The organism is Tsuneonella sediminis (assembly GCF_051912845.1).
In the GTDB taxonomy this organism is placed as follows: domain Bacteria; phylum Pseudomonadota; class Alphaproteobacteria; order Sphingomonadales; family Sphingomonadaceae; genus Tsuneonella; species Tsuneonella sediminis.
Genome location: NZ_JBNCBU010000003.1, coordinates 109,367 through 126,308, shown reverse-complemented (window position 1 = coordinate 126,308; position 16,942 = coordinate 109,367). Strand labels below are relative to the sequence as shown.

The following is a 16,942-nucleotide window of genomic DNA, read 5'->3' as shown; positions in this document are numbered from 1 at the left end:
TGGCTGGCCCGCTATCGCCCGAACACGGGCAGTGACAGCAGGTCGTTGACCGTGACGAACAGCATCAGCGCGAGGATCACGGCCACGCCGGCACGGAACGCCATTTCCTGACCACGCGGACCCACCGGCCTCCGGCGGACCGCTTCGGCCGCGTAGAAAACCAGGTGCCCGCCGTCGAGCGCGGGGATTGGCAACAGGTTGATGAATGCCAAGTTAAGCGAGATCAGCGCGGCGAAACTGACGAATGCCGTCAGTCCCAAGCTGAGTTGCTCGCCCGAGAATTTGGCGATCTTGATCGGTCCGCCAAGCTCCTTGACCGATCGATCCCCGGTGACGATCTGGCCGATACCCGTGACCATCATCCGGGTCAGGTCGGCGCACTCCTCGAAGCCGAGCGCGATCCCCTCGAGCGGTCCGACAGGCTGATAACGGATCGGGCTCGACCATACGCCCAACCGGCCGATCCGCGATTCGTTGCCGAAACGGTCGGTCTCGATTGCGGTGCCGATGGTCAGTGGGATGCGCAACCGCTCTCCGTCCCGTTCGACCGCAATCACCACCGCCTTGCCCGGATGCATGAGCACGCGTTCGGTAATGTCGCGAAACTCGCTCACGGGGGTGCCGTCGATCGCGACGATCCGGTCGCCGACCCGGATTCCCGCAGCTTCGGCGACCGATCCCGCCGCAAAGCGCTGAACCACGTTGGTTTCCGCCGGGTCCGCCTGCATCGGCTTGCCGATTGTCATGAAGAACGCCGCGAAGATCGCCACCGCCACGACGAGATTGGTGATCGGCCCGGCCGCCACGATCAGCGCGCGCTTCCACAACGCGGCGTGATGGAAGCTGCCACCGCGCTCGTCGGCCGGGATCGCGGCGACGGCATCGGCATCGGGAATCGACGCCGGGTTCATGTCGCCCTTGAACTGGCAATAACCGCCCAGGGGCAGCGCCGAGAGCTTCCAGCGCGTTCCGCGCCGGTCGGTGAAACCCGCGATCTCCTTGCCGAACCCGACCGAAAAGGCCTCGACCCCGACGCCGAACACCCGCCCCATCAGGTAGTGGCCGAACTCGTGGACGGTCACCAGGGGTCCGAGCAGCAGCACGAACCCGACGAGGTAAAACCAGAAAGGCGGCGTTTCGATCAATTCAGGCAAGCTCCAGCAATTCGTTCGCGCGCGCCCGCGCTTCGCCGTCGATCGCCAGCACGTCCTCGAGCGAGGCGGGTGGCGGCGGAAGGTCGCGCGACAGTGCTCGCTCAACCGTTAGTGCGATCCGTGTGAACGCGATCTTGCCGGCGAGAAAGGCCGCGACGGCCGATTCGTTGGCAGCGTTCAGAACGGCCGGCGCCGCCCCTCCCGCCTCTGCCGCTTCCCGGGCTAGCCGGGTGGCCGGGAACCGCTCCTCGTCGGGCTTTTGGAATGTCAGCGTACCAAGCGTCGCGAGGTCCAGCGGTGCCATCGGCGTGTCCATCCGTTCGGGCCATGCGAGACACGAGGCGATCGGCACGCGCATGTCGCTCGGCCCGAGCTGCGCGAGGGTTGACCCGTCCCGGTATTCGACCATCGAATGGATCACGCTCTGCGGATGCACCACGATGGAAATCCGGTCCAATCCGACAGGAAACAGGTGGTGAGCCTCGATGAATTCGAGCCCCTTGTTCATCATGGTCGCGGAATCGACGCTGATCTTTGCGCCCATATCCCAGTTTGGATGCGCGACCGCCTGCTCGGGCGTCGCCCCCTCGAGCCGGGCCTGCGACCACGTTCGAAACGGACCGCCGCTCGCGGTAAGGGTGATCCTGCGGACGTCGCCGACCCGGTTGCCGGCGAGGCACTGGAATATCGCGTTGTGTTCGCTGTCGACCGGGAGAAGCGTCGCGCCGTGCCTCGCGACGGCGGCGGTCATCACTTCTCCGGCAGAGACCAATGCCTCCTTGTTGGCCAGCGCGATGTTGCCGCCCTGTTCGATCGCCGCCATCGTCGGCGCAAGGCCCGCGCAACCGACGATCGCCGCGACCGTGATGTCCGCGCCGCGTGATGCCGCCTCGATGAGCGCCGATGTGCCGCCCGCCGCCTCGATCCCGGTCCCGCCGAGCGCGTCGCGCAAGGCCGGAAGGCAGGCCGGGTCGGCAACGACCGCGACCTCGGCCGAAAACTCCCTCGCCAGCGAAGCGAGTTCCCCGACGTTGCAGTTCGCCGTGAGCGCGACGACACGCCATGCATCGCGATTCCGCCTCACGAGGTCGAGCGTCGAAGCGCCCACCGACCCTGTCGCTCCGAGGATGGAGATGGTCCGCATCAGTTCGCCAGCGCCGCGGCCATCGCGCCCACGGCGATCGTCACCGGCACCATCCCGTCGATCCGGTCGAACACGCCGCCGTGACCCGGGATCAGCCTGGAACTGTCCTTGGCCCCCGCCCGCCGCTTGAGCCAGCTTTCAAGGAAATCGCCCGCCTGCGCGAGAACGGCGAGGCCAGCACCCAGCAGCGCCGCCGTGCCGATATTTTCCGCCGTGAGGGCAAGACCCAGCTCGAACCGGGGGCCGGCGATGCCGCCGTCGATCGCGAGAACCCACAGGACCACCCACAGCGCCGCGCCTGCCATGCCGCCCGCAAGGCCCGCCCAGGTCTTCGACGGGCTGATCGAGGCAGCGATCTTCGGCCCGCCGATCGCGCGACCGGCGAAATAGGCAAAGGTATCGGTGAACACGACCGTGCCCACGACGAGCACGATGAGGAAATCGCCCGCCCCCGCAAGTACCGCCGCGGCGATTCCGAAATACAGCGCACCGGCGATCAGCGCGGCAAGCCGATAGGGGACTACAGGAGTTGCCCTCACAACAAGCAGCACGAATTCCACGAAGGCGACGAGAGTGACGACCACGACGAAAGTGTCGAAGACCGTTCCGCCCGCCACCAGCGCGCCGATGGCGACCGCCAGCATGATCGCGGCCGATGCCAGCCGGACCGGCAAGTCGCTCTTCGTGCGGCGGTCGGCGGCGTCAGCGTCCGCCATAGCGTCTCTCCCTGCGCGCAAATTCATCGAGTGCCTGTCGCAGGTGATCGGGGGTGAAATCCGGCCACAGCACCTCGGTGAAGATCATCTCGGCATAGGCGCACTGCCATAGCAGGAAATTCGACAGCCGTACCTCGCCGCTGGTGCGGATGAGTAGATCGAGCGGCGGCAGCGGCGCGGTGTCGAGGTGCTTGTCGATGGCTTCGGGCGTGATCTCGCCCTCTGCCGCGGCCTTCGCGGCCGCGCGGGCGATCTCTCCCTGCGCCCCGTAGTTGAGCGCCACCGCAAGCGTGCGCGTGCCCCCCGCGGTCCTGGCCAGCGCATCCTCGAGCATTTCGACGATGTCGGGGGCAAGGCCGCGCCAGTCGCCGAGGATGTGCAGCTTGACGTCGTTGGCGATGAATTCCGGCAGGTCCGATTTCACGAACTTGCGCATGAGGTTCATCAGGTCGCCGACCTCTTCTTCGGGCCGGCGCCAGTTTTCGGTGCTGAATGCGTAGAGCGTCAGACACTCGATGCCGGTGTCCCCGAGCGCGCGCACGAGCCTGCGCACCGCCTCGACGCCGCGCTGGTGACCGACCGCGCGCGGCAGGTGCCGGGCCTTCGCCCAGCGCCCGTTGCCATCCATTATGATCGCGACGTGACGTGCGACCGCATCCGCGCTCGCCATCAGGCCGCTCCGGCGTCCCGAACCCTCACTGCGAGAGGATTTCCTTCTCCTTCGCCGCCGCAGCCTCGTCGGCGAGACCGACGTACTTGTCGGTCAGCTTCTGGACCTCGTCCTCGCCCCGCTTGCGATCGTCTTCCGAAATGTCCTTCTTCTTTTCGTCTTCCTTGAGCGCTTCCATCCCGTCCCGGCGCACGTTGCGGATCGCGATCTTCGCGTTCTCGGCATACTTGCCGGCGAGCTTGGCGAGTTCCTTGCGGCGTTCTTCGGTCAGGTCGGGGATCGGCAGGCGGATGGTCTGTCCGTCGGTCATGGGGTTGAGCCCGAGGTTGGCGTGCGCGATGCCCTTTTCCACCGCCGTCAGGTTCGACTTGTCCCAGACCTGCACGCTGAGCATCCGCGGCTCCGGAGCCGACACGGTGGCCACCTGATTGAGCGGCATCATCGCGCCGTAGATCTCGCATACGACGGGATCGAGCAGGCTGGTGTTCGCACGGCCAGTGCGCAAGCCCTGGAGGTCGCCTTTCAGCGAATCCACCGCACCCTGCATCCGCCGCTCGATGTCGGCCTTTTCATACTTTGCCATGATCTAGCTTCCCTGCACTATGGTCTGGACTCCCCGGCCTTCCAGGACCTTGGCCAGGTTGCCCTGCTCGCGGATCGAGAAGACCACGATCGGGATCCCGTTATCGCGGCACAGCGCGACGGCCGAGGCATCCATAACCTTGAGATTGTCTGCCAGCACCTTGTCGTAGGTGACGGTATCGAAACGCTTCGCTCCGGAATTCTTCTTGGGATCGCTGTCGTAGACCCCGTCGACGCTCGTGCCCTTGAGAAGCGCATCGCACTTCATCTCGGCCGCCCTCAGCGCCGCCCCGCTGTCGGTCGTGAAATAGGGCGCACCGACGCCTGCCGCGAAGATCACCACCCGCCCCTTTTCCAGGTGCCGTTCCGCCCGGCGGCGGATTACCGGTTCGCAGACCTTGTCCATCTCGATCGCCGACTGGACCCGCGTGGCCACCCCGATCTGCTCGAGCGCGCTCTGCATGGCCAGCGCGTTCATGACAGTCGCCAGCATGCCCATGTAATCGGCCTGCGCGCGGTCCATGCCCTGCGCCGCACCTGCCATGCCGCGAAAGATGTTGCCGCCGCCGATGACGAGGCAGATCTCGAGGCCGGTATCCTTCGCCGCCTTCACTTCCTTCGCCAGTTCCATGACGAACGACGGATCGATCCCGAACTGCTGCCCCCCCATCAGCACCTCGCCCGAGAGCTTGAGGAGGACGCGTTTGAGCGGAGGCAGGGCCATGGGGAGATGTTTTTCCAAGTTGCGACTGGGGTTGCGGCTCCTTAGCCACGAAGCATGGAGCGCGCAAAGGGAAAGCCCCGCACGATTGTCTGGATGCTGGTCGCGAGCGGGCTGCTGCTCGGTCTCGCGGCGCGCGCGTGGCACGATACCACCGGCGATCCGGTCGTCCGCCGGCTGACGGCGACGGTCCCGGTTGTCGATGGGGACCGCACGCCTCGCCGTATCGTCCTGCTCAGCGACATTCACGTAGGCGGTCCCGACATGCCGCCCCGACGGCTGGCGCGAATCGTGAGACAGGTGAACGCCCTGCATCCCGACATGGTTCTGTTCGCGGGCGATTTCGTGACCGACCGGTCGCTCGCAACCCGCCGCTATTCCACCCGGGAGTCAGTCGCGCCGCTTGCTCGGATCGATCCGGATGCGGTCAAGCTGGCCGTCCCGGGCAATCACGACCACTGGCGCAGCGTTGGCCAACTCGAACGCGAGCTGCAGCGGGTCGGGATCGGACTGCTGCGAAACGAGGTCGTCGACATTGGCGGATTGCTCGTCGGCGGCATCGACGACAGCTTTACCGGGCGCGCCGCAGTTACCCGCGTGACCGAAGAATTCGCAGCTCACGGCCGCGGCGGAGTGGTGCTGAGCCACAGCCCCGATCCCTTCCCCAACCTTCCGACCGGTACCGGCCTGATGCTCTCGGGCCATACGCATTGCGGCCAGATCGCCTGGCCGGGTGGCGGCGCACCGGTCACGAACTCGCGCTACGGGAACCGGTACGCCTGCGGGGTGGTACGCGAAGGAGCCAACACGCTTGTCACCAGCGCGGGCATCGGGACGAGCCTGCTGCCATTCCGGTTGTTCACCCGGGCCGAGGTTTGGGTGATCGACCTGCAGCCCCGTCACACCAAAACGGCCGCCGGATCGCTCCGGCGGCCGTGATCGGTTAGCCCTGGATGGCTCTTGGGTCGAAGCGCTCAGCCCTTGACCGCGGCGGCCACCTCGGCGGCGAAGTCGGTTTCTTCCTTCTCGATCCCTTCGCCGAGCTGGAAGCGGACGTAGTCCTTGAGCGTGATCGGCGCGCCGGCATCCTTGCCGGCCTTGGCCACGACTTCGCTGATGGGGGTCTTGTTGTCCATCACGAAGACCTGGCTCAGAAGCGCGTTCTCCTTGGCGAACTTGGCGATCGCCCCGTCGACCATCTTGGCCTGGACCTCGGCGGGCTTGCCGCTTTCGGCAGCCTTCTCGGCGGCGACCTTGCGTTCGCGCTCGATCACCTCGGGGTCGAGGCCGTCGGCGTCGAGCGCCTGCGGGAACGCCGCGGCGATGTGCATCGCAAGGCTCTTGCCCAGCGCCTCGAGCGCGCCCTTGTCGGCCGAAGATTCGAGCGCCACGAGCACGCCGATCTTGCCGAGGTTCGGCGCTGCCGCGTTGTGCATGTAGGGCACCACGACGCCATCGGTGACCGAGACGTGCTTGAGGCGGCGGATCTGCTGGTTCTCACCGATGGTCGCGACGTTGTCGGTCAGCTTGTCGGCAACCGTACCACCGTCGGGGTAGCCGGCGGCCTTGAGCGCCTCGACGTCAGCCGATCCCTCGTTGAGCGCGACCTCGGTTACCTTGCGGACGAAGTCCTGGAACTTGTCGTTCTTGGCAACGAAGTCGGTTTCCGAGTTAACCTCGACTGCCACGCCGCGGGTACCCTCGACGGCGACGCCGACAAGGCCTTCGGCCGCAGTGCGGCTCGACTTCTTGGCAGCGGTGGCGAGGCCCTTGGCGCGCAGCGCGTCGACCGCGGCCTCGATGTCGCCGTTGGAGGCTTCGAGGGCCTTCTTGGCGTCCATCATCCCGGCGCCGGTCTTCTCGCGCAGGTTCTTCACGTCGGCGGCGGTGAAAGCAGCCATGTTCAATTCCTTTGTCTTGCAAGCAATGTGGCGCCGGGAGCGATGCGTCCCGGCGCCGGTAATCGGGACATGCGAGGCGGGCGTTACGCCTCGGTGGCAGCTTCGGCGGCGGCCGCTTCGGCCGGCGGTTCGGCCATCGCGCCGACGTCCTCGCCCGAATCGATCGTGGCTTTGCCCTTGCCGGTCGTCGCGGCTTCGGCGACCGCGTCGCAGTAGAGGCGGACGGCGCGCGCCGCGTCATCGTTGCCCGGGATGGGGAACGCGATGCCCGACGGGTCGACGTTCGAATCGAGAACCGCCACCACCGGGATGCCGAGCACGCCGGCTTCCTTGATCGCGAGATCTTCCTTGTTGGCGTCGATCACGAACATCACGTCCGGAATGCCACCCATGTCGCGGATCCCGCCGAGCGACAGCTCGAGCTTGTCGCGCTCGCGGGTGAGCTGGAGGACTTCCTTCTTGGTGAGGCCCGAAGTGTCGCCCGAAAGCTGTTCCTCGAGGCTCTTGAGACGGCGGATCGAGCCCGAGATCGTCTTCCAGTTGGTCAGCATGCCGCCGAGCCAGCGGTGGTTGACGAAATGCTGGCCGGAGCGCCGCGCGGCCTCGGCGATCGGCTCCTGCGCCTGGCGCTTGGTGCCGACGAAGAGGACCTTGCCGCCCGAGCGAACGGTGTCCTGGATGAAGTCGAGCGCCCGCGCCATGAGCGGAACCGTCTGCGACAGGTCGATGATGTGAACACCGTTGCGGGCGCCGAAGATGTACGGCTTCATCCGCGGGTTCCAGCGGTGGGTCTGGTGGCCGAAGTGCGCGCCGGCCTCGATCAATTGCTGCATGGTGACGGTCGGGGCCGCCATAGGTAATTCCTTTCCGGTTGAGCCTCTGGAGAGCTGGAACCGTGCGGAGATCCCGCTGGCCGGCACCGGTATGTGGCGCTCTCCATGTGGATTTGTCCGACGCGAAGCCGCCGCCAAGACGGCTGGAACCGTGTCGAACGGCGCGGCCCTTAGCGTCCCGTCGGCGATAAATCCAGCCTCAATTCGTCGCGGAAAAAGCGAATCTTGGCGCGAATTCTCTTGACGAGAGAGAACATACAGGGAACAAAACTCAGGTCGCGGGAACGTCTCGCGGCCTGGTGGTTTCCACTGGTTGTCCACAGGCTGTCAACGTGCCTGTGCCGCATTGAAGGTATCGATCGATGACCGCCATCCTGCTCGCGCTGCTGTTCGCCGTTGTCGCCATCACCAGCGCGCTGACCCTTGCCGATTGCGCCGTGCGCGGCCGCAATGCGTTCCGGCACGTGCGTCGCGAGCTTGCGCGCAGTGATGCGGTCCGGATGATCACCGTGACCATGGACGGTGCTGACGGCGCGCGCATGCCGGCGCTGCGTCCCGTTACTCTCAGTGCAGGTCGCCCGTCGCAGCGTCGAACGGCGCGGGTATCGGCCCCGCTGCGCGTTGCCGCCTGATTCGGGCGTAGCGCAGGATCGACCACGGCAACGTCGCCAGGTAGACAAGGCAGATCGCCGCAAGGGTCCACCACGGTTCGAGCAGCAGCGCGGCGAATACCATCCCGACCACCGCAATGACCCCCAGCCGCACGTCCCGGCGCGGACGCATGCGGCCCCAGCTCAACGTTGCGAGATTCGAGATCATCAGGAACGCCACCAGGACGGTCCACGGCGCCACGAGCAGCGGGTCCCGGAAGGTTTCGTCGCCGGTTGCCATCCACAAGTAGATTGGCAGGAATGCGAGGCCCGCTCCAACGGGGGCGGGTACGCCGGTGAGGAAACCGGCCGACTTGTGCGGCTGTTCCTTGACGTCGATCTGCGCGTTGAACCGCGCCAGCCGCAACGCGCCCGAAATGGCGAATGCAAGGGCCGCGAACCATCCGATTCGCAGAAGATCGCCCAGCGACCAGAGAAAGAGGATGAGCGCGGGCGCGGTCCCGAAACTCAGCGAATCGGCCAGGCTGTCAAGCTCGGCGCCGAACCGCGACTGGGCCTTGAGAAGGCGCGCGGCGCGTCCGTCGATCCCGTCGAGAACTCCGGCGAGGATGACGGCGATGACCGCCTCGCGCCACATGCCGTCGATCGCAAAACGGATGCCGGTCAATCCTGCGCACAGCGCCGCGGCGGTAATGGCATTCGGCAGGACTGCTCGCATCGGAAGCCCCTGCATGCGCCCCTGCTGGCGCAGCGGGGTTTCGTCCTCGGCCGCCTTGGGTCCAACGCGCGGTTGCTCGGACATTACTGGCTGACCCCTTCGATCAATTGCTGCGCGCCCGCTTCCGCGAGCACAGTTTCCCCCGCCACGACCGTCTGGCCCAGCACGACCTTTGCGGCGGTTCCGGCAGGAAGATAGACATCCACCCTGCTGCCGAACCGGATCAGCCCGACCCGCTGACCCGCGGCGACCAGGTCGCCGGGCTTGACGAAGGGAACAATGCGCCTCGCGACCAGACCGGCGATCTGGGTGAAACCGATCAGCAGTCCGTCAGTCCGCTCGATCAGCATGTGCTGGCGCTCGTTCTCCTCGCTCGCCTTGTCGAGGTCCGCATTCATGAACTTGCCGGGGATATAGACCAGCCGCCTTACGGTACCTCCGATTGGCGCACGGTTGATGTGCACGTCGAACGCCGACATGAAGATCGAGACCCGCGTGATCGGGCCCGGCGCGAGCCCGCGGCTCCCGCTGCCATCCGCTACCACCAGTTCTTCGGGCGGTTCGACCTCGGCAATCAGGGAGACGAGGCCGTCAGCTGGCGAAACGATCAGGTCGTCCCCCTGCGGCACGACCCGCTCCGGATCGCGGAAGAAGGCGAGGATGCCGATCGTCAGGAAGGCGAGCGGCCACGCCAGCGTCTCCCACGCGAGGAGCGCGGTAACGAGGCTGGCAGCGCCGGCAATCAGGGCGAACTTGCGTCCCTCGGGATGGACCGGCGGCAACCGCCAGTGCGCGTCCCCCCGGCCCCTGTTATCGAGTATTTCTCCGGCCATAGACCCGAAGGCTTAGGTGCTGGACCCGCCGGTCACAAGAGAAACCGGTTCAGCCGGCCTTCCGCACGAACACGGTTCCGGCCGAATAGCCGGCGCCGAACGAACAGATCAGGCCGATGTCCCCCGTGGCCAGATCGTCTGAGTGCTTGTGAAAGGCGATGATTGATCCCGCACTCGACGTGTTGGCGTAGGTATCGAGAACCGTGGGACTCTCGTCGGGGCTTGCCTCGTGTCCCAATGCCTTGTGCGCGATCAGCCGGTTCATCCCCGCGTTCGCCTGGTGGAGCCAGAGCCGGCGCAGACCGGCCGGGTCGATGCCCAGCCGCTGCGCTTCCTCGACGATCATCGCCGCGACCATCGGAACCACCTCCTTGAAAACCTTGCGGCCCTCCTGGACGAACAGCTTGTCCGCCTCGTCGCGGGACTCGGGCGCGGTCCGGTTGAGGAAGCCGAAATTGTTCCGGATGTTGTTGGAAAAGACCGTCTTGAGCTTCGTTCCGAGAATGTCCCAGCGAGCCGCCGGCGCGATGTCCCCGTCCTCGACGAGCACGGCGGTCGCGACATCGCCGAAGATGAAATGGCTGTCGCGGTCCTGCCAGTTGAGGTGCCCGCTGGTGATTTCGGGACTGACCACGAGGACGCTGCGCGCGTTCCCCGCCCGGATGTAGTCCGCGGCCGTCTGGATCCCGAAGGTCGCCGAAGAACAGGCGACATTCATGTCGAAGCCGAAACCCTCGATCCCCAGCGCGTGCTGGATCTCGATGGCCATGGCAGGATAGGCGCGCTGCATGTTCGACGCTGCGCACAGCACCGCGTCGACTTCGCTGGGATCGCGCCCCGCACGTTCGAGGGCTTGCCTGGCCGCGGCCACCCCGATCTCGGCCATGATCGACAATTCGTCGTTGCCGCGTTCGGGAATGCGGGGGCACATCGTCGCGGGATCGAGAACGTTCGCCTTGTCGATGACGTGGCGCGACCTGATTCCGCTCGCCTTCTCGATGAATTCGACGGAACTCGGCTCGAGCGGGGCAATCTCGCCGGCCGCGATCTCGGCCGCGTGTTCGGCGTTGTGGCGCGTGACGAACGCGTTGAAGCTGTCGACGAGTTCCTCGTTCGAGATCGTCTGCGGAGGCGTGAACAGGCCGGTGGCCGAAATGACGGGGCTGGGCATCGCCGCCGATTAGGCCCGCGCACGCCGAGCGGCAAGAGAAGCGCTACGGACTTCGCCTCCCCTGCCTTGCCGGGATCAGGCGCAGGGCATTCTGCCGGATGGGAAGCCGCCCCTTACTTTCGATGACTGCAAGTCCGGCAAAGCCGGGAGTAAAGTCTACAAATCCAGACAGTTCGCGGGTTTCGAACCCAGGTCAGGCAGGACGAAAATCTTCACATGGTTCGCAAATAGCCCGGAAGGGATCTTCCGCTACCGGTCCGCGCGGCTGATCGCGGTCACCAGGCTGGTTCTGGTGCTGATGTTCGTCGTGTGGATCGGTTTGGATCCCAAGCAGCCGGTACGGGGAGGTCAACTCGGCGCAGCGATTTTCGCCGTGTACCTCGTGATCGCCGCAATCGAAGCAAAGATCGCCTGGTCGAATTGGTGGATCGACTTCAGGCTGCGTTCGCTGTCTCTCGCGGTCGACTGCGCGGCGTTCTTTCTGGCCCTGTATTTTACCCAGTCCGCCGATTCCGATCTCGTCAGCCCCTTTATCGCTTTCCTCGCATTCCTCGTCCTCGCTGTGGTGATCAGCTGGAGCTGGCGGTCGGGCCTCGCATTCGGGTTGCTACTGTGCCTTGCGTTCGCTGCCGAAGGCTTGCTGTTGATAACCGCCGGACTGGACGTCGACCCGCTGAAGTTCGTCCGCCGCGCGAGCTTCATGGCCGTGATGGTGTTCATCTTCGTCTGGTTCGCGCACGAGCGCAAAACCGCGACGATCGAACCCTTCCCGTATGATCTTCCCGAAGCCAACTCGCCTCTGTTCGAGCGCTTGCTGCAATACGCCATGCGCGAGACCGGTGCCGGAGGCGCGCTCCTTGCGTGGCGGTGGAACGGCGAACCCTCCACCCTGAGAAGATTTGCCGGCTCGCTCGTGCGAGACGAAGCAGAGGCAGGCCACGACGAGCCGATAGACGCTCACGCGCATCTGTTCGATCGAGTGCGAGGACGTTCCCTCGTCCGCGATCCGGACGGCCGGATAAGGGCCATCGGTTCGGTTTCACCGCTTCTCCGGGATCCCGCCGCGGCGCTGCCCGTCAGCGGATTGTTCGTCCCGCTTTCGGGCAACACTGGCCGCGGACACCTCGTGCTGGCCGGGATCGCCGGCGTCGGGGTCGATCACATTGGGATAGCGCAGCTGGTCGGGCATGAACTTTCTCGCGCGCTCGACCGCGACCAGATCGAGGCGTCGGGCCGCAATGCAAGCGTGACGCGGGTACGTGCCGACATCGCTCGCGATCTGCATGACAGCGTCTCGCAATCGCTCGCCGGGGCTGTCTTTCGCCTGGCTTCGCTACGCAAGATCATATCGGAGGGACGCGACCCGCTGCCCGAACTCGACCAGATCAGCCGGAGCCTCGGTGTCGAGCAGGCGTCCGTCCGGGACGTGATCGCGAGCCTCAGGGCCGGCACGCCGCGCACGGGGAGCCGAAACCTCCTGACCGAAATTGCCCTCCTGCTCGGAAGACTTTCTGAAGGGTGGGGGATATCGGTCGAGCTGATCCGGGCGCAGGATTCGATCATGGCCCCGGCATCGCTGGTATTCGAGCTGCAGCAGATCCTGCGCGAGGCGGTCGCGAACGCGGTCCGGCACGGAGCGGCGAGACGGGCCATAGTCGACGCGGCGATCACCAGCGCGGGCCTGCGGATCGTGATAGAGGACGACGGACGGGGTTTCGAAGATGCCGCGCCGAGGCTTCCGCGCTCGATCCACGACCGCGTTTCCTCCCTGGGCGGCACGCTGGCGGTCCAGTCGTACCCAGGCAACACCCGGCTCGAAATCACTTTGCCTGAAAGGTGTCTCGCATGATCAGGATTGTCCTTGCCGACGACCACGCCTTTCTGCGGTCCGGAGTGGAAGGGATGCTTCATTCGCTCGGAATGGAGATCGTCGCGTCTGTCGGGGACGGCACGGCCGTGCTCGAGGCGATCACGCAAACGATGCCCGATCTGGCCGTTCTCGACGTGCGCATGCCCGGCCTCGACGGCGTGGAGGTGCTTCAGCGCCTGCGCTCGGCCGGCAACGACATACCGGTCATCCTGCTTTGCGCAGAGATAGAGGATTCGCGCCTCCTCGAGGCTATGCACGCGGGCGTGAACGGGATCGTTTTCAAACAGGGCGCCGAACTTCATATCGAAGAGGCGATCGGGCAGGTCCTGGCCGGTTCCCGGTACATCAGCGGCGAGATCCTCGACCGCACCTTGGCCATCGCCTCGGGCGCCAGAGCGGCTTCGCCGATCGAGGGCCTGAGCGAACGGGAACGACGGATCGTCGAGTTCGTCGGGGAAGGCCGCCGGAACAAGGAGATTGCCGCCGCTCTCGGCACCACCGAGGGCACGATCAAGATCTACCTTCACCGCATATTCGACAAGTGCGGCGTGAAAAACAGAACCGAGCTGGCGATCCTCCGCCTCTCTTCGGTCTAAGCGCCCGGCTTGGCCCGATCGGGCCGGTGCCCGCTGCTATCCATGCGCCGGAGTCCCCGGTCACTCCGGCAGGAGGGGCTCAGCAGGTTTCAGGGGATCGTTCGCGCCACCTCGGTTTTCTCGCGCACGGCCTTGAATTCCGAACCATCCTTCCATCCCGGCCAGCGCCGGGAGTTCGCGAGGTCGGCCCCGATGTCGCGGACCAGCGCGATGTCCTGCACTGCGCCAGCGAGGTTCCAATCCTCGCTCCAGGCATCGCACGCGGCGTGATAGCACTGCCCGGTATATGTATCGACCCACGCCTTGCCGGCCGCCCTGCCTCCCTCGACGAGATCGGAGGCCCCGGCAATCCCCATCAGCAGGAGCACGGGAACGCCGCGTTTGGCGAGGCTGAAATGGTCTGCGCGATAGAACAACCCCCGCTCGGGCAGGCTTTCCTCGGTGACGGTTCGTCCCTGCGCGCGAGCGTACCGCGCCAGATCGTCCTCGAGCGTGCCCTGCCCCTTACCGACGAGGATGACGTCTCGCGCACGGCCCGCCGTCTGAAGGATGTCGATCGCAAAGTTCGCGACGGTTTTCTCGAGCGGGTAGACCGGATTGGCCGCATAGTATTCAGACCCCAGCAGGCCGCGTTCCTCGGCCGTCCAGAATGAGAAGACCACGCTGCGTTCGGGCTGCGGCGCCGCCTTGAACGCCCGCGCGATCTCGAGCAGCGCGGCAACGCCCAGCGCGTCGTCGTTGGCTCCCGCCCTGTATATCCGTCCCATGGCGTCTGGTTTGCCTTCGCCGAAGGCATCCCAGTGCGCGCCATACATCACGACCTCGTCTGGTCGGTCCGCGCCGGTTATGCGCGCGAGCACGTTCTGGCTCTTCACGACCTCCTGCTCGACCGGGAACGATGCGGAAAACGTCGTCTTGAGGTCGATTGGCCTGAAATCACTGCGTCGGGCGGCCGCGCTCGCCCGGACAAGGTCGTATCCGGCCCGATCGAACAGCGCCTTCGCAGTCTCGCCGGAAATCCATCCCTGCAGGGCGAGGCTGGTCACGTTCTCCGGCTTGCGGACGATATCGTAATTCTCGCCGCCCGGGCTTTCGATCACGTTCCAGCCATAACCCGCGGCATCGGTTTCGTGGACGATCAGCGCGCCCACGGCACCCCGGCGCGCGGCTTCCTCGAACTTGTAGGTCCAGCGCCCGTAATACGTCATCGTGCGCCCGCCGAACTTTCCTGCCACGGGCTCGCCCTTTCCCGCGTGAAAATCGGGATCGTTGACCAGGAAGACGGCCACCTTGCCCGTCAGGTCCGCGTTCTTGAAATCGTCCCACCGCCGCTCGGGCGCATCGACACCGTAACCGACGAACACCAGCGGCGCTCGGTCGATCTGCACCTTGTCGCTTGGTTGCAGGGTCGAGACATAGATGTCGCGCGGAAAGGCAAGCGGGCGGGTCGTGCCGGCGTGTTCGAACGCCAGAAGCGTCGGCTCGCCAAGCCGTGTGCGGAGGAGCGGCACGACCTGGGTCCAGGCTCCTTCGTTGCCACCGGGTTCCAGCCCCAGCCCCTGCAAGCGGCCGATCAGGTAGCCGATCGCGCGTTCCTCACCGACCGTTCCTGGGGCGCGCCCCTCGAACTGGTCGGATGCCAGCGTCCTGACCGATTGCACGAGGCGGTCGGGCTCGATCGGGGTGTCCGACACGGCCGGCTCTTGTGCGAAAGCGGTTGCGGCGAGCAGGAAAGGCGAAGCGGCCAGCAGGCGGGCGATCATTCGAAATCTCCGGATTCCCAAGGGCGCTGCAAGCCTAGGCGGCAGACAAGCCGTTGCAAACCCGCCGCGGTCGGGGACCCGCACCTGGTTCGGCCGCTCAGAAGGGCTCGGCAGAAGGGCGAAGCGCAAGCCCCGCCCCCTCTGAAGCGTCAGCCTTTCATGTCTTCCAGTTCGATCCCCTTCGTCTCGTGAACGAAGGCTTTGACCAGAAAGAAGCTGATGACGGCGCAGACCGCATAAAAGGTGTAGCTTGCGGCAAGCCCCAGCCCCGAGGCCATCGCGGGAAAGGTCTGCGCGACGAGATAGTTAGCGAACCACTGGAAGAACCCGGCAACCGCCAGCGCGCTGCCGCGGATCTGGTTGGGGAACATCTCGCCCAGCATGACCCACATCACCGGACCCCAGCTGACGTTGAAGAAGATCACGTAGAGGTTGGCGGCGACAACCGCGACGGTACCCATCTCGGTCGACAGCCGGAGATTGCCGGCGGCATCGAGCGTGCCCTGACCGAAGGCATAGACCATCACGAACAGCGTCGCTGCCATGCCGGCCGAACCGATCAGCAGCAGAGGCTTGCGGCCGATCCTGTCGATTACCGCGATCGTGACAAGGCAGGCCGCGATCGAGACCGCGCCCGACACGATGTTGATCAAGAGGCTGTCGGCCTCGGTAAAGCCGGCGAGCTGCCACAGCGTCGCGCCATAATAGAATATCACGTTGATGCCGACGAGCTGCTGGAACACCGCCAGCATGATCCCCACCCACACGATCGGGCGAATGCCGAGAAATCCCCGGGAACCAGGCGGTGCTAGCACGTCGCTCAGCCGGGGGCGGTGGTCGGCGGTGAAGCTGTCGCGAATCTCGCGGAGCTTGGCCTGCGCGACGACCGCCCCGAACAGGCTCGTCAGGACCCCGCCCGCCTCTTCGTGACGGCCCTTCGAGACCAGATAGCGCGGGCTTTCCGGAATGAAGAACAGCGCCACGAGGAACACCGCCGCCGGCACCGCCTGCATCAGATACATCCAGCGCCACGCCGCGATGCCGAGCCAGAAATCGCTGGTCGATTCGCCCGCCGCGGCCGCGAGGAAGTAGTTGACGAGGAACGCGGCGGTCAGGCCGGTGATGATCATGATCTGCTGGACCGTGGTCATGCGCCCGCGGATATTCGCGGGGGCGACCTCGGAAATATAGGCGGGCGACAGCACGCTCGCCGCACCCACCGCCATTCCGCCCATGACCCGGGCGATCACGAAAACCGCGTGATCGGCTGCAAACCCCTGGATCAGCGCGCCGACGAGGAACAGGACGGCGGCGACGCGCATGACGTTGCGCCGCCCCATGACATCCGCGAGCGTGCCGGCGAAGAACGCACCGATGAAGCAGCCGATCAGAAGCGACCCGACGGTGAAGCCCAGACCGCCTTCGTCGAGGCCGAATGCGGTGACGAGACCCTGCTGCGTCCCGTTTACCGCGCCGCTGTCATAGCCGAACAACAGGCCGCCGATCGTCGCGACCGCGACGATGGCCGATATAAGCCCGATGTTGGCGCGCCCCTCGCTGGTTGCGTTCATGCGATGTGCCCTCCCCCTGCCGGATCGGTACAGGCCGATCCGCCGGCGCCCCTAACGCTTGTCGTTTGGCGCCGCCATGTACCGGCGT

At 65.8% G+C, this 16,942-nt stretch carries 17 protein-coding genes; 4 read left to right on the top strand and 13 right to left on the bottom strand.

The features are described from left to right. Positions 1 to 11 precede the first annotated feature (11 nt). Genes rseP through pyrH form a run of 6 tightly spaced genes read right to left on the bottom strand, consistent with a single transcriptional unit; the run spans position 12 to position 4,990 of the window. A complete protein-coding gene (gene rseP, locus ACPV3N_RS12495) occupies positions 12 to 1,154 on the bottom strand; it encodes an RIP metalloprotease RseP (protein ID WP_440118253.1) in 1,143 nt (380 codons plus the stop codon). After that, the gene (locus tag ACPV3N_RS12490) at positions 1,147 to 2,298 is read right to left on the bottom strand and encodes a 1-deoxy-D-xylulose-5-phosphate reductoisomerase (protein ID WP_440118251.1); all 1,152 of its coding nucleotides are present in this window, start codon (positions 2,296 to 2,298) and stop codon (positions 1,147 to 1,149) included. Before ACPV3N_RS12490 ends, rseP begins: the two co-directional genes overlap by 8 nt. Beyond that, entirely contained in the window at positions 2,298 to 3,014 is a 717-nt protein-coding gene (locus ACPV3N_RS12485) for a phosphatidate cytidylyltransferase (RefSeq protein WP_440118249.1), read from the bottom strand. The genes ACPV3N_RS12490 and ACPV3N_RS12485 overlap by 1 nt, the downstream gene beginning before the upstream one ends. Next, positions 3,001 to 3,684: a polyprenyl diphosphate synthase gene (uppS, locus tag ACPV3N_RS12480; RefSeq protein ID WP_440118247.1), complete on the bottom strand. Its 684-nt coding sequence runs from the start codon at positions 3,682 to 3,684 to the stop codon at positions 3,001 to 3,003. Before uppS ends, ACPV3N_RS12485 begins: the two co-directional genes overlap by 14 nt. A gap of 25 nt (positions 3,685 to 3,709) precedes the next feature. Continuing rightward, positions 3,710 to 4,267 (bottom strand): ribosome recycling factor, encoded by a 558-nt coding sequence (gene frr / locus ACPV3N_RS12475; RefSeq protein ID WP_440118245.1) that lies wholly within the window; start codon positions 4,265 to 4,267, stop codon positions 3,710 to 3,712. A 3-nt stretch (positions 4,268 to 4,270) separates the two neighbouring features. Further along, positions 4,271 to 4,990, bottom strand: a complete 720-nt coding sequence (gene pyrH, locus ACPV3N_RS12470) for a UMP kinase (protein ID WP_440118243.1) — start codon at positions 4,988 to 4,990, stop codon at positions 4,271 to 4,273. Between the two features lie 54 nt (positions 4,991 to 5,044). Between pyrH and ACPV3N_RS12465 the strand changes: the two genes are divergently transcribed. After that, the gene (locus ACPV3N_RS12465; protein WP_440118241.1) at positions 5,045 to 5,926 is read left to right on the top strand and encodes a metallophosphoesterase; all 882 of its coding nucleotides are present in this window, start codon (positions 5,045 to 5,047) and stop codon (positions 5,924 to 5,926) included. A gap of 35 nt (positions 5,927 to 5,961) precedes the next feature. Here the strand turns inward: ACPV3N_RS12465 and tsf are convergent, their stop codons facing one another. Both tsf and rpsB read right to left on the bottom strand, forming a co-directional pair. Continuing rightward, the gene (gene tsf, locus ACPV3N_RS12460; protein WP_440118239.1) at positions 5,962 to 6,888 is read right to left on the bottom strand and encodes a translation elongation factor Ts; all 927 of its coding nucleotides are present in this window, start codon (positions 6,886 to 6,888) and stop codon (positions 5,962 to 5,964) included. 83 nt (positions 6,889 to 6,971) lie between these two features. Beyond that, on the bottom strand, positions 6,972 to 7,742 hold the full coding sequence (gene rpsB, locus ACPV3N_RS12455) for a 30S ribosomal protein S2 (protein WP_440118237.1): 771 nt from the start codon (positions 7,740 to 7,742) through the stop codon (positions 6,972 to 6,974). A 341-nt stretch (positions 7,743 to 8,083) separates the two neighbouring features. Between rpsB and ACPV3N_RS12450 the strand changes: the two genes are divergently transcribed. Continuing rightward, entirely contained in the window at positions 8,084 to 8,353 is a 270-nt protein-coding gene (locus tag ACPV3N_RS12450) for a hypothetical protein (RefSeq protein ID WP_440118236.1), read from the top strand. On the opposite strand, the gene ACPV3N_RS12445 is transcribed toward ACPV3N_RS12450, so the two are convergent. From ACPV3N_RS12445 to ACPV3N_RS12435, 3 genes are read right to left on the bottom strand one after another with little or no spacing between them, the layout of a single operon-like run. Beyond that, positions 8,286 to 9,134, bottom strand: a complete 849-nt coding sequence (locus ACPV3N_RS12445; protein WP_440118234.1) for a CDP-alcohol phosphatidyltransferase family protein — start codon at positions 9,132 to 9,134, stop codon at positions 8,286 to 8,288. The two genes, ACPV3N_RS12450 and ACPV3N_RS12445, sit on opposite strands and share 68 nt — an antisense overlap. Beyond that, a complete protein-coding gene (locus tag ACPV3N_RS12440) occupies positions 9,134 to 9,883 on the bottom strand; it encodes a phosphatidylserine decarboxylase (protein WP_440118232.1) in 750 nt (249 codons plus the stop codon). Before ACPV3N_RS12440 ends, ACPV3N_RS12445 begins: the two co-directional genes overlap by 1 nt. 49 nt (positions 9,884 to 9,932) lie before the next feature. After that, positions 9,933 to 11,054 carry a beta-ketoacyl-ACP synthase III gene (locus ACPV3N_RS12435; protein WP_440118230.1) on the bottom strand — a complete coding sequence of 374 codons (1,122 nt, stop codon included), beginning with the start codon at positions 11,052 to 11,054 and terminating at the stop codon, positions 9,933 to 9,935. A gap of 298 nt (positions 11,055 to 11,352) precedes the next feature. On the opposite strand from ACPV3N_RS12435, the gene ACPV3N_RS12430 reads away from it, so the two are divergent. Both ACPV3N_RS12430 and ACPV3N_RS12425 read left to right on the top strand, forming a co-directional pair. Continuing rightward, on the top strand, positions 11,353 to 12,903 hold the full coding sequence (locus ACPV3N_RS12430; RefSeq protein ID WP_440118423.1) for a sensor histidine kinase: 1,551 nt from the start codon (positions 11,353 to 11,355) through the stop codon (positions 12,901 to 12,903). Next, positions 12,900 to 13,520 carry a response regulator gene (locus ACPV3N_RS12425; protein WP_440118228.1) on the top strand — a complete coding sequence of 207 codons (621 nt, stop codon included), beginning with the start codon at positions 12,900 to 12,902 and terminating at the stop codon, positions 13,518 to 13,520. Before ACPV3N_RS12430 ends, ACPV3N_RS12425 begins: the two co-directional genes overlap by 4 nt. An 89-nt stretch (positions 13,521 to 13,609) precedes the next feature. Here ACPV3N_RS12425 and ACPV3N_RS12420 read toward each other — a convergent pair whose 3' ends face one another. Both ACPV3N_RS12420 and ACPV3N_RS12415 read right to left on the bottom strand, forming a co-directional pair. Continuing rightward, positions 13,610 to 15,283, bottom strand: a complete 1,674-nt coding sequence (locus tag ACPV3N_RS12420) for a M28 family metallopeptidase (RefSeq protein ID WP_440118226.1) — start codon at positions 15,281 to 15,283, stop codon at positions 13,610 to 13,612. 149 nt (positions 15,284 to 15,432) lie between these two features. Further along, on the bottom strand, positions 15,433 to 16,854 hold the full coding sequence (locus tag ACPV3N_RS12415; protein ID WP_440118224.1) for a sugar porter family MFS transporter: 1,422 nt from the start codon (positions 16,852 to 16,854) through the stop codon (positions 15,433 to 15,435). Positions 16,855 to 16,942 lie beyond the last annotated feature (88 nt).

Coding starts and splice junctions, on each gene's coding strand:
- ACPV3N_RS12490 (WP_440118251.1), bottom strand. CDS start 2,298: ATGCGGACCATCTCCATCCTCGGAGCGACAGGGTCGGTGGGCGCTTCG.
- ACPV3N_RS12440 (WP_440118232.1), bottom strand. CDS start 9,883: ATGGCCGGAGAAATACTCGATAACAGGGGCCGGGGGGACGCGCACTGG.
- ACPV3N_RS12450 (WP_440118236.1), top strand. CDS start 8,084: ATGACCGCCATCCTGCTCGCGCTGCTGTTCGCCGTTGTCGCCATCACC.
- ACPV3N_RS12445 (WP_440118234.1), bottom strand. CDS start 9,134: ATGTCCGAGCAACCGCGCGTTGGACCCAAGGCGGCCGAGGACGAAACC.
- ACPV3N_RS12430 (WP_440118423.1), top strand. CDS start 11,353: ATGTTCGTCGTGTGGATCGGTTTGGATCCCAAGCAGCCGGTACGGGGA.
- ACPV3N_RS12435 (WP_440118230.1), bottom strand. CDS start 11,054: ATGCCCAGCCCCGTCATTTCGGCCACCGGCCTGTTCACGCCTCCGCAG.
- ACPV3N_RS12415 (WP_440118224.1), bottom strand. CDS start 16,854: ATGAACGCAACCAGCGAGGGGCGCGCCAACATCGGGCTTATATCGGCC.
- ACPV3N_RS12465 (WP_440118241.1), top strand. CDS start 5,045: ATGGAGCGCGCAAAGGGAAAGCCCCGCACGATTGTCTGGATGCTGGTC.
- ACPV3N_RS12485 (WP_440118249.1), bottom strand. CDS start 3,014: ATGGCGGACGCTGACGCCGCCGACCGCCGCACGAAGAGCGACTTGCCG.
- uppS (WP_440118247.1), bottom strand. CDS start 3,684: ATGGCGAGCGCGGATGCGGTCGCACGTCACGTCGCGATCATAATGGAT.
- pyrH (WP_440118243.1), bottom strand. CDS start 4,990: ATGGCCCTGCCTCCGCTCAAACGCGTCCTCCTCAAGCTCTCGGGCGAG.
- frr (WP_440118245.1), bottom strand. CDS start 4,267: ATGGCAAAGTATGAAAAGGCCGACATCGAGCGGCGGATGCAGGGTGCG.
- rpsB (WP_440118237.1), bottom strand. CDS start 7,742: ATGGCGGCCCCGACCGTCACCATGCAGCAATTGATCGAGGCCGGCGCG.
- ACPV3N_RS12420 (WP_440118226.1), bottom strand. CDS start 15,283: ATGATCGCCCGCCTGCTGGCCGCTTCGCCTTTCCTGCTCGCCGCAACC.
- ACPV3N_RS12425 (WP_440118228.1), top strand. CDS start 12,900: ATGATCAGGATTGTCCTTGCCGACGACCACGCCTTTCTGCGGTCCGGA.
- tsf (WP_440118239.1), bottom strand. CDS start 6,888: ATGGCTGCTTTCACCGCCGCCGACGTGAAGAACCTGCGCGAGAAGACC.